This window comes from Pseudomonas sp. BF-R-19, assembly GCF_019956445.1.
Taxonomy (GTDB): Bacteria; Pseudomonadota; Gammaproteobacteria; order Pseudomonadales; family Pseudomonadaceae; genus Aquipseudomonas; species Aquipseudomonas fluorescens_BH.
In genome coordinates, this window is record NZ_JAHBDN010000116.1 from 1 (window position 1) to 10,559 (window position 10,559).

Annotated in this window: 8 protein-coding genes; 5 read left to right on the forward strand and 3 right to left on the reverse strand. The window is 60.8% G+C overall.

Going from position 1 to position 10,559, the window contains the following annotated elements; translation table 11 throughout:
* Positions 1–158: 158 nt before the first annotated feature.
* The 3 genes from KGB28_RS30330 to KGB28_RS30340 are packed head-to-tail and all read right to left on the reverse strand — an operon-like array spanning position 159 to position 3,222.
* Positions 159–1,145 carry an alpha-L-glutamate ligase-like protein gene (locus tag KGB28_RS30330; protein WP_223449117.1) on the reverse strand — a complete coding sequence of 329 codons (987 nt, stop codon included), beginning with the start codon at positions 1,143–1,145 and terminating at the stop codon, positions 159–161.
* Positions 1,145–2,680 (reverse strand): inactive transglutaminase family protein, encoded by a 1,536-nt coding sequence (locus KGB28_RS30335; protein ID WP_150724644.1) that lies wholly within the window; start codon positions 2,678–2,680, stop codon positions 1,145–1,147. The genes KGB28_RS30330 and KGB28_RS30335 overlap by 1 nt, the downstream gene beginning before the upstream one ends.
* Before the next feature lie 5 nt (positions 2,681–2,685).
* Positions 2,686–3,222 (reverse strand): ATP-dependent zinc protease, encoded by a 537-nt coding sequence (locus KGB28_RS30340; RefSeq protein ID WP_046042906.1) that lies wholly within the window; start codon positions 3,220–3,222, stop codon positions 2,686–2,688.
* Positions 3,223–3,519: 297 nt separating this feature from the next.
* Between KGB28_RS30340 and KGB28_RS30345 the strand changes: the two genes are divergently transcribed.
* The 5 genes from KGB28_RS30345 (at position 3,520) to prpF (ending at position 10,461) form a co-directional block, all read left to right on the forward strand.
* Positions 3,520–4,239, forward strand: a complete 720-nt coding sequence (locus tag KGB28_RS30345) for a GntR family transcriptional regulator (RefSeq protein ID WP_008048579.1) — start codon at positions 3,520–3,522, stop codon at positions 4,237–4,239.
* Positions 4,236–5,129, forward strand: a complete 894-nt coding sequence (gene prpB / locus KGB28_RS30350; protein WP_223449118.1) for a methylisocitrate lyase — start codon at positions 4,236–4,238, stop codon at positions 5,127–5,129. The genes KGB28_RS30345 and prpB overlap by 4 nt, the downstream gene beginning before the upstream one ends.
* Positions 5,130–5,276: 147 nt before the next feature.
* On the forward strand, positions 5,277–6,404 hold the full coding sequence (gene prpC / locus KGB28_RS30355; protein ID WP_154860690.1) for a 2-methylcitrate synthase: 1,128 nt from the start codon (positions 5,277–5,279) through the stop codon (positions 6,402–6,404).
* A 205-nt stretch (positions 6,405–6,609) separates the two neighbouring features.
* A complete protein-coding gene (gene acnD / locus KGB28_RS30360) occupies positions 6,610–9,204 on the forward strand; it encodes a Fe/S-dependent 2-methylisocitrate dehydratase AcnD (RefSeq protein WP_223449119.1) in 2,595 nt (864 codons plus the stop codon).
* A 66-nt stretch (positions 9,205–9,270) separates the two neighbouring features.
* A complete protein-coding gene (gene prpF / locus KGB28_RS30365; protein WP_223449120.1) occupies positions 9,271–10,461 on the forward strand; it encodes a 2-methylaconitate cis-trans isomerase PrpF in 1,191 nt (396 codons plus the stop codon).
* The last annotated feature ends 98 nt before the right edge of the window (positions 10,462–10,559 follow it).

The window sequence follows — 10,559 nt, forward strand, 5'->3', positions numbered from 1 at the left end:
TGCTCCTAGAGGGGATGTCTGGGATTGGCAGATTGGGGGTGGGATTGAGGGTTGCGGTGACTGTGAAACCGCTATCGCGAGCAAGCTCGCTCCCACAGGGGATGGCGCCGTCCTTGTGGGAGCGAGCTTGCTCGCGATAGGCGCAACTCTGTTTCGGATCAGCCTTTGACCGCAGGAATATGCCCAAACATCTCCTGCACAAACGCCACGCGCTCTTCGACCGATTCAGTCACGCCACGAGCCTTGAGGTCTTCCAGCCGCGCCTCGACCGCATGAGTACGCAGCGTCAGGCCGCAGTCATTGGCAATCTGGATATTCAGCCCCGGCCGTGCGTTGAGCTCCAGGATCAGCGGGCCTTTTTCCTGGTCCAGGACCATGTCGACACCGATGTAGCCCAAGCCGCACAACTCATGACAGCCAGCAGCGAGTTTCATGAAACCGTCCCAGTAGGGCAGTTGCACGCCATCCACTGCATTCGTGGTGTCCGGGTGTTTGTTGATGATGTTGTTCAGCCAGGTGCCGCGCAGGGTCAGGCCGGTGGCCAGGTCCACGCCGACACCAATGGCGCCCTGGTGCAGGTTGGCCTTGCCGTTGGACTGGCGCGTCGGCAGGCGCAACATGGCCATCACCGGGTAGCCCATCAACACAATGATGCGAATGTCCGGCACGCCTTCATAGCTGATGCTCTTGAAGATCTGGTCCGGAATCACCCGGTATTCGATCAGCGCCCGGTCGCGGTGACCGCCCAGGGAGTACAGGCCGGTCAGGATACTGGAAACCTGATGCTCGATTTCTTCATGGCTGATGATCCGGCCGGACACCGTGCGATAACGCCCTTCAAAGCGGTCGGCGATCACCAGGATGCCATCGCCGCCAGCGCCCTGGGCCGGTTTGATCACGAAGTCGCTGCGTGCGCCGATGATCTCTTCGAGATTGTCGATTTCCTTCTCGGTGGAGATCACGCCATACAGCTCCGGCACATGGATGCCGGCGGCGATGGCACGCTCCTTGGTGATGATCTTGTCATCGACGATCGGGTACAGGCTGCGCTTGTTGTACTTGAGCACGTAGTCTGCGTTGCGCCGATTGATCCCCATGATGCCCCGGGCTTCCAGGGCCTTCCAGGTCTTCCAGTAGCCGAACATCAGGCGTCAGCCTTTTTCAGGAAGGCCTTGAAACGCACCAGTTCGGTCAGGCGGTAACCGCGATAACGACCCATGGCCAGCATGAAGCCCACCAGGATCAGCAGGATCGCCGGGAAAGTGAACACGAAGTACACCAGTTCCGGCACGGTCATGATCAAGTGCGCCAGGGACGCGGCGAACAGCGTGCCGATGGCCACTTTCATGGCATGGCCACCGCCGCGTTCTTCCCAGGTGATCGACAGGCGTTCGATGGTCATGGTCAGGATCACCATCGGGAACAGCGCCACCGACAAGCCACGTTCCAGGCCGAGCTTATGGCTGAGCAGGCTGATCGCCGCAATCAGCACCACCACGAACGTCAGCACCACAGACAGCCTCGGTAGCATTTGCAGTTTCAGGTGTTCGAGATAGGAGCGCAGCGACAGGCCCAGCGTCGTGATGATGGTAAACAGCACGATACCGAAACCGAGCTGGGTTTCGCGGAAGGCCAGGGCGATCAGTACCGGGGTGAAGGTGCCCAGGGTCTGGATGCCGATCAGGTTGCGCAGGATCAGGATCACCAGCACGCCGATCGGGATCATCACCATGATCATGAAGGTCTGCTGGGTCTGCAGCGGCAGGCCGTACAGCGAATATTCGAGGAAGTTGGCGTCGGTGTTTTCGTCGGTCAGCTTGGCCAGGCGAATGGCGTTCATTTCGCTGTTGTTCAGGCTGAAGGTCACGTTGGCTTTCTTGCCACCATCGACGGTGATCAGGTTTTCGTCGCCGCTCCACCACAGCAGGCGGTCGGTCGGCAGGCCCTGTTCACCGGATTCCGGGTTGAAGTACAGCCAGTCGGTGCCATTGAAACTGCGCAGCCACAGTTCCGGTATTTGCGGCTGGTCGGCCACCAGGCGGATGGTGTGGACCTTCTCGATCGGTACGTGGGCGATGGACAGCAGCAACTCGACGATTTTCGCCTTGTGCGCCGCGGATGGATCACCGGCCAGCAGCAGTTTCACGTTGTCGTCGTTGAGGTTGTTGACCCGCTTGATGGCTTCGCCGACGAAGGTTTCGACGTCGGCCGAGTGTTGGCGAATCGGTGCGAGCAGGGCTTCGGCAGCGATTTTTTCCGGGCCTTCGATAGTCATGCTGTCGCGAAAGGTCGGGCCTTTGATCTTGGCTTTCTCGCCGGAATAACGCTTGGTCAGCACCAGGCGGTAATACAGCGTCTGATTGCCTTTGGCCCGGCGTGCCGACCAGGTGACCTTGCGGTTGCCATCGACCCGGTTCACGGCCACGCCGTAGTTGTTGGAGATGAAGCTCTCGTTGAGGCTGACGAAGTCGCGGCTCAGCGGCGGCACGAACATCTGGATCTTGACCGGATCCTTGGCACTGGCGACGAACTCGACCTTGGCGTCGATGTTCCACAGGTCGTCGGTGGCGTCTTCGGTCACTGGGATGCCCAGGACGAAGATCTGATAGGCCGTAACTGAAATGCCCAGCACCACCAGGATGGCGATCAGCAGTTTCAGGTGAAGGGTAAGAGAGCGCATTTGAATTACTCGGCGGTATGAGCGTCGGTGGTGCAGGCAGGTTTGCCGGCAGCATATTTAAGGCTGGGGTCAACCAGTGCATCGAAGCGCTTGAGCGCTTCGGAGCCAATCAGTAGCGGGTATTGGAAAGCGCTGCGGTCGGTCAGGTTCACTTCGATGCTGCGCAGGGCCGAGCCCATGCAGATGTCCAGTTCGATCACCGGACGGGCGGTGTACTTCTTGCCCTCTTCGGGGTCGTAGTCGCCGGCCCGGCGCTTGATCTTGCTGACACGTGCCAGCGGGCGTTCGATCGGGTGCGAATGGGCGGCGTCGATGGCCAGGTAAAAACGTACCCACGACTCGCCGTTGCGTTTGAAGCGTTTGATATCCCGTGCACTCAGGGAAGCGGTTTTCGCCCCGGTGTCGAGTTTGGCCGCCACTTCCAGATCGATGCCGTTGAGCGATGCGTACTCATTCAGGCCATACACGGTCTTTTCCCCGGCCATTGCGAAGCCGGGCAGGCAAAGGAAATAAAGGAAGGTGGGGAAGGGCTTGAGTCTCATAAATCCTGGTGCGCAGCGGTCCGACTTGATTCAAGGCCCTGGCATCGCTGCGCAAGCTCCCTCGTATGCCTGTCAGGGTTTTATGACAGGCAGTGCAGATGTGACAAACAAATGCGGGCGGCATTCTAGCACGGTGGTTTGATGGCGCCAGCGCTGGCCGGTGGCTATAAATAGACGGGTTGCTTCGTTATGGTGCAACCGGTTATCAGAAGATTGTCGACAATATCTATTTATCCTTTGACTGCTGCGCCTGTATTCGTTAGTTTTTACGGCATTGGCTCACAAGGTGTCGACAATATGCTGGATCAACTCGATCCCCCGGTTTCTACGCAAGACGATACGGAGACGCTTTCCGAGAATGTCTTCCGACGCATTCAGGCGGCTATCGTCAAAGGCGATATCGCGCCGGGCAGCAAAATCTCCGAACCGGAACTGGCGCGCACCTACGGCATCAGCCGTGGCCCGCTGCGCGAGGCCATCCACCGCCTGGAAGGCCAGCGCCTGCTGGTTCGCGTGCCGCATGTCGGCGCACGGGTGGTGTCGCTCAATCACGCCGAACTGATTGAACTATACGAAATCCGCGAATCCCTGGAGGGCATGGCCTGCCGCCTGGCCGCCGAGCGCATGAGCCTCGAAGAAATCGACGAACTGCGTCGGGTGCTGGAAACCCACGAGCGCGATGAGGCGTTTCAGGCCGGGAGAGGCTACTACCAGCAGGAAGGCGATTTCGACTTCCATTACCGAATCATCCAGGGCAGCGGCAACCGCACGCTGACCCAGATGCTCTGCGGCGAGCTGTATCAACTGGTGCGCATGTACCGCATCCAGTTTTCCACCACGCCCAATCGCCCGCACCAGGCGTTCGCCGAGCACCACCGCATTCTCGATGCCATTGCCGACCGTGACGGTGAACTGGCCGAGTTGTTGATGCGCCGTCACATCGGCGCCTCCAAACGCAACATCGCCCGTCATTACCAGGACGGCGCTAACCCGACAGCCAAACGAGGTGAGTCATGAGTTTGAACAAGAGCACTCCAGGCCAGCGTTTCCGCGATGCGGTCGCCAGCGAGCATCCATTGCAAGTGGTCGGCGCGATCAACGCCAACCATGCGCTGCTGGCCAAACGCGCCGGTTTCAAGGCGATCTACCTGTCGGGTGGCGGGGTGGCTGCCGGCTCCCTCGGCGTGCCGGACCTGGGCATCACCGGCCTGGATGACGTGCTGACCGACGTGCGCCGTATCACCGATGTTTGCGACCTGCCGCTGCTGGTGGACGTCGACACCGGTTTCGGCTCCTCGGCGTTCAACGTCGCTCGCACCGTCAAGTCGATGATCAAGTTTGGCGCCGCAGCGATTCACATCGAAGACCAGGTCGGCGCCAAGCGCTGCGGTCACCGTCCTAACAAGGAAATCGTGACCCAGCAGGAAATGATCGACCGCATCAAGGCGGCCGTCGATGCCCGTACCGATGACAGCTTCGTGATCATGGCCCGTACCGACGCCCTGGCGGTGGAAGGCCTGGAGTCTGCCCTGGATCGCGCCGCTGCGTGCATCGAGGCCGGCGCCGACATGGTGTTCCCGGAAGCCATCACCGAGCTTGAAATGTACAAGCTGTTCGCCAGCCGTGTGAAAGCGCCGATCCTGGCCAACATCACCGAGTTCGGCGCGACGCCGCTGTACACCACCGAGCAACTGGCTGCTGCCGACGTATCGCTGGTGCTGTACCCGCTGTCGGCGTTCCGTGCCATGAACAAGGCCGCGGAAAACGTCTACACCGCGATCCGTCGCGACGGCACTCAACAAAACGTCATCGACACCATGCAGACCCGCATGGAGCTTTACGATCGCATCGACTACCACACCTTCGAGCAGAAGCTCGATGCATTGTTCGCCCAAAAGAAAGGCTGAACCAAACCCTCTGTAGGAGCGAGCTTGCTCGCGATGGTGGTCGGATCGCCTCGGTGTATCAACGGCCCCGCGTTATCGTTAACGTCCATCGCGAGCAAGCTCGCTCCCACAAGTTTCCCTAAAAATTCAAGAATATTGGAGACAAAAATGGCCGAAGCAAAAGTACTCAGTGGTGCCGGGCTCCGTGGCCAGGTAGCCGGGCAAACCGCACTGTCCACCGTGGGCCAGTCGGGTGCCGGTCTGACCTATCGTGGTTATGACGTTCGTGAACTGGCGGCAGACGCGCAGTTCGAAGAAGTTGCCTATCTGCTGCTGTACGGCGAGCTGCCGAGCAAAGCGCAACTTGCAGCCTACATCGCCAAGCTGAGCAAGCTGCGTGACCTGCCGCAAGCGCTGAAAGAAGTGCTGGAACGCATCCCCGCCGACGCCCACCCGATGGACGTGATGCGCACCGGCTGCTCGTTCCTGGGTAACCTGGAGCCGGAGAACAACTTCTCCGAGCAGCACGACAAGACCGACCGCCTGCTGGCCGCGTTCCCGGCGATCATGACCTACTGGTATCGCTTCAGCCACGAAGGCAAGCGCATCGATTGCGTGAGCGACGAGCAGTCCATTGGCGGCCACTTCCTGCACCTGCTGCACGGCAAGAAGCCGAGCGAGCTGCACGTGAAGGTGATGAACGTTTCGCTGATCCTCTACGCGGAGCACGAGTTCAACGCCTCGACCTTCACCGCACGTGTTTGCGCGTCGACCCTGTCCGACCTGTATTCGTGCATCACCGCGGCCATCGGCTCGCTGCGCGGCCCGCTGCACGGCGGCGCCAACGAAGCGGCGATGGAAATGATCGAGCGTTTTTCGTCGCCGGAAGATGCGATCAAGGGCACCCTCGGCATGCTCGAGCGCAAGGACAAGATCATGGGCTTCGGCCACGCGATCTATAAGGACAACGATCCGCGCAACGAGGTGATCAAGGGCTGGTCGAAAAAGCTCGCTGACGAAGTGGGCGACAAGGTGTTGTTCCCGGTGTCCGAGGCCATCGACAAGACCATGTGGGAGCAGAAGAAACTGTTCCCGAACGCCGACTTCTACCATGCCTCGGCGTACCACTTCATGGGCATCCCGACCAAGTTGTTCACACCGATCTTCGTCTGCTCGCGCCTGACCGGCTGGGCCGCCCACGTGTACGAACAACGTGCCAACAACCGCATCATCCGTCCAAGCGCCGAGTACACCGGCGTTGAGCAGCGCAAGTTCGTACCAATCGAACAACGCTGAATGGTGGAGACTACCGCACGGGTTGCTGACTGAACCGGGAACCACTGTGGGAGCGGGCTTGCTCGCGAAGACGGACTGACATCCAACATTGATGTTGACTGATACACCGCTTTCGCGAGCAAGCCCGCTCCCACATTTGACCGAGTCCAGTACAGTGCCGGTGCCAGGCCCCATCTTTTGTAACTACCGTGACCGAGTCCTGACGATGAACACTGAATTCCGCAAATCGCTGCCCGGCAGCCACCTGGATTACTTCGACGTCCGCGCGGCAGTCGAGGCGATCCAGCCTGGCGCCTACGACACCCTGCCGTACACCTCCCGTGTGCTGGCGGAAAACCTTGTGCGTCGCTGCGACCCGGCCACGCTCACCGAATCCCTGAAGCAATTCATCGAGCGCAAGCGCGACCTCGACTTTCCGTGGTTCCCGGCCCGCGTGGTGTGCCACGACATTCTCGGCCAGACCGCTTTGGTCGACCTCGCCGGCCTGCGTGACGCCATCGCCCTGCAAGGCGGCGACCCTGCGCAAGTCAACCCGGTAGTGCCGACGCAACTGATCGTCGATCACTCCCTGGCCGTCGAGCGCGGTGGTTTCGATCCAGAGGCGTTCGAGAAGAACCGCGCCATCGAAGACCGTCGCAACGAAGACCGTTTCCACTTCATCAACTGGACCAAGAAGGCGTTCAAGAACGTCGACGTGATCCCGCCGGGCAACGGCATCATGCACCAGATCAACCTGGAGAAAATGTCTCCGGTGATCCAGGTGCGTGACGGCGTGGCCTTCCCTGATACCTGCGTCGGCACCGACAGCCACACCCCGCACGTCGATGCGTTGGGCGTGATCGCCATCGGCGTCGGTGGTCTGGAAGCCGAGAGCGTGATGCTCGGCCGCGCATCGTGGATGCGTCTGCCGGAAAGCGTTGGCGTCGAACTGACTGGCAAGCTGCAACCGGGCATCACCGCCACCGACATGGTGCTGGCGCTGACCGAGTTCCTGCGCCAGCAAAAAGTCGTTGGCGCGTGGCTGGAGTTCTTCGGCGAAGGCGCATCAAAGCTGACCCTCGGCGACCGCGCGACCATCTCCAACATGGCTCCGGAATACGGCGCCACTGCGGCGATGTTCTACATCGACCAGCAAACCATCGACTACCTCAAGCTCACCGGCCGTGAAGACGAGCAGGTGCAGTTGGTCGAGAACTACGCCAAGCAGGTCGGCCTGTGGGCTGACAGCCTCAAAGGCGCGCAGTACGAGCGCGGCCTGACCTTCGACCTGTCTTCGGTCGTGCGCAACATGGCTGGCCCGAGCAACCCGCACGCTCGTGTCGCGGTGTCGGATCTGGCAGCCAAAGGCATCTCCGGCCAATGGGAAGACGTGCCTGGCCAGATGCCGGACGGCGCTGTGATCATCGCCGCCATCACCAGTTGCACCAACACCAGCAACCCGCGCAACGTGATCGCCGCCGGCTTGCTGGCGCGCAACGCCAACAAGCTCGGCCTGACCCGCAAGCCATGGGTCAAGTCGTCCCTGGCACCGGGTTCGAAAACCGTGGCGCTGTACCTCGATGAAGCCGGTTTGACTAAAGAACTGGACCAGCTCGGTTTCGGCGTCGTGGCTTTCGCCTGCACCACTTGCAACGGCATGTCCGGTGCACTGGACCCGGTGATCCAGCAAGAGATCATTGATCGCGACCTGTACGCCACTGCCGTGTTGTCCGGTAACCGTAACTTCGACGGGCGGATTCACCCGTACGCCAAGCAGGCGTTCCTCGCGTCGCCGCCATTGGTCGTTGCTTACGCCATCGCCGGCACCATCCGTTTCGACATCGAAAAAGACGTGCTGGGCGTGGTCGACGGCAAGGAAATCCGCCTGAAAGACATCTGGCCAAGCGACGAAGAAATCGACGCAGTGGTCAAGGCGTCGGTTAAACCCGAGCAGTTCCGCCAGGTGTACATCCCGATGTTCGCCATCCACGAAGACACCGGCCCGAAAGTTACGCCGCTGTACGACTGGCGCGAGATGAGCACTTACATCCGCCGTCCGCCGTACTGGGAAGGTGCGTTGGCCGGCGCCCGTCCGCTCAAGGGCATGCGTCCGCTGGCCGTGCTGCCGGACAACATCACCACCGATCACCTGTCGCCGTCCAACGCCATCATGCTCGACAGCGCCGCTGGCGAATACCTGGCGAAAATGGGCCTGCCGGAAGAGGACTTCAACTCTTACGCGACTCACCGTGGTGACCACTTGACCGCGCAGCGCGCGACCTTCGCCAACCCGAAACTGTTCAACGAAATGGTTCAGGAAAACGGCAAGGTCAAGCAGGGTTCGCTGGCCCGTGTCGAGCCGGAAGGCAAAGTGATGCGCATGTGGGAAGCCATCGAAACCTACATGGATCGCAAGCAGCCGCTGATCATCATCGCCGGCGCCGACTACGGTCAGGGTTCGTCCCGAGACTGGGCGGCGAAGGGCGTGCGTCTGGCCGGTGTGGAGGCGATTGCCGCCGAAGGTTTCGAGCGCATTCACCGCACTAACCTGGTGGGCATGGGCGTGTTGCCGCTGGAATTCAAGCCAGGCACCAACCGTCACACCCTGGCCATCGACGGCAGCGAAACCTACGACGTGATTGGCGACCGCACTCCGCGTGCAGACCTGACGCTGGTGATCCATCGCAAGAACGGCGAACGCGTCGATGTGCCGGTGACCTGCCGCCTCGACACCGCTGAAGAAGTGTCGATCTACGAAGCCGGTGGCGTGCTGCAACGCTTCGCCCAGGACTTCCTCGAAGAATCGGCGGTTGCCGTTTAACACAAGCAGTACAGACACGGGACTTTGAGTCCCGTGTCTGTTTTCAGATCAGGAGTAAGCAGCACCATGGCTCACGCAGCTCAGATCAAGATTCCCGCCACCTACATGCGCGGCGGCACCAGCAAAGGCGTGTTTTTCAGCCTGAAGGATTTGCCTGAAGCGGCACAGGTCCCGGGCCCGGCCCGCGACGCTTTGCTGTTGCGCGTGATCGGCAGCCCCGACCCATACGACAAACAAATCGACGGCATGGGCGGCGCGACTTCCAGCACCAGCAAAACCGTGATCCTGTCGAAAAGCATCAAGGCCGATCACGATGTCGATTACCTGTTCGGTCAGGTGTCCATCGACAAGCCCTTCGTGGACTGGAGCGGCAACTGCGGCAACCTGTCGGCGGCGGTCGGTTCGTTCGCCGTCAGCAATGGCCTGGTGGACGCCAGCCGCATCCCGCACAACGGCGTGGCGGTGGTTCGCGTGTGGCAGGCCAACATTGGCAAGACCATCATCGCTCACGTACCGATCACCAATGGTGAAGTGCAGGAAACCGGTGATTTCGAACTCGACGGCGTGACCTTCCCGGCGGCCGAAGTGCAGATCGAGTTCCTCGATCCGGCGGCAGACGAGGAGGGCGGTGGCGGTTCGATGTTCCCTACCGGCAACCTTGTGGATGACCTGGAAGTGCCCGGCGTCGGTACCTTCAAGGCGACCATGATCAACGCTGGCATCCCGACGATTTTCGTCAATGCCGAAGACATCGGCTACAAGGGCACCGAGTTGCAGGGCGCGATCAATGGCGACCCGAAAGCCTTGCTGATGTTCGAAACCATCCGCGCTTATGGCGCATTGCGCATGGGCCTGATTTCCAACATCGACGAAGCGGCCAAGCGCCAACACACGCCGAAGGTGGCCTTCGTGGCCAAGCCGGCGGACTACGTGGCGTCCAGCGGCAAGGCGATTGCCGCAGGTGATGTCGACCTGCTGGTACGTGCACTGTCCATGGGCAAGTTGCACCACGCAATGATGGGCACGGCGGCAGTGGCGATCGGTACGGCCGCAGCGATTTCCGGCACTTTGGTGAACCTCGCGGCAGGCGGTATCGAACGCAACGCGGTGCGCTTCGGCCATCCGTCCGGCACCTTGCGCGTCGGCGCCGAGGCCAGCCAGGTGAACGGCGATTGGACCGTGAACAAAGCCATCATGAGCCGCAGTGCGCGGGTGTTGATGGAAGGGTTTGTGCGTGTGCCGGGTGACTCCTTCTAACCCAGACACGGGACCAATGTGGGAGCGGGCTTGCTCGCGAAGGCGGTGAATCGGGCAATATTGATGTCGACTGACAAACCGTCTTCGCGAGCAAGCCC

What these genes read in the sequence shown, in the direction of transcription:
- KGB28_RS30330 (WP_223449117.1), bottom strand. Translation starts at nt 1,145, where the DNA reads ATGTTCGGCTACTGGAAGACCTGGAAGGCCCTGGAAGCCCGGGGCATC.
- KGB28_RS30335 (WP_150724644.1), bottom strand. Translation starts at nt 2,680, where the DNA reads ATGCGCTCTCTTACCCTTCACCTGAAACTGCTGATCGCCATCCTGGTG.
- KGB28_RS30340 (WP_046042906.1), bottom strand. Translation starts at nt 3,222, where the DNA reads ATGAGACTCAAGCCCTTCCCCACCTTCCTTTATTTCCTTTGCCTGCCC.
- KGB28_RS30345 (WP_008048579.1), top strand. Translation starts at nt 3,520, where the DNA reads ATGCTGGATCAACTCGATCCCCCGGTTTCTACGCAAGACGATACGGAG.
- prpB (WP_223449118.1), top strand. Translation starts at nt 4,236, where the DNA reads ATGAGTTTGAACAAGAGCACTCCAGGCCAGCGTTTCCGCGATGCGGTC.
- prpC (WP_154860690.1), top strand. Translation starts at nt 5,277, where the DNA reads ATGGCCGAAGCAAAAGTACTCAGTGGTGCCGGGCTCCGTGGCCAGGTA.
- acnD (WP_223449119.1), top strand. Translation starts at nt 6,610, where the DNA reads ATGAACACTGAATTCCGCAAATCGCTGCCCGGCAGCCACCTGGATTAC.
- prpF (WP_223449120.1), top strand. Translation starts at nt 9,271, where the DNA reads ATGGCTCACGCAGCTCAGATCAAGATTCCCGCCACCTACATGCGCGGC.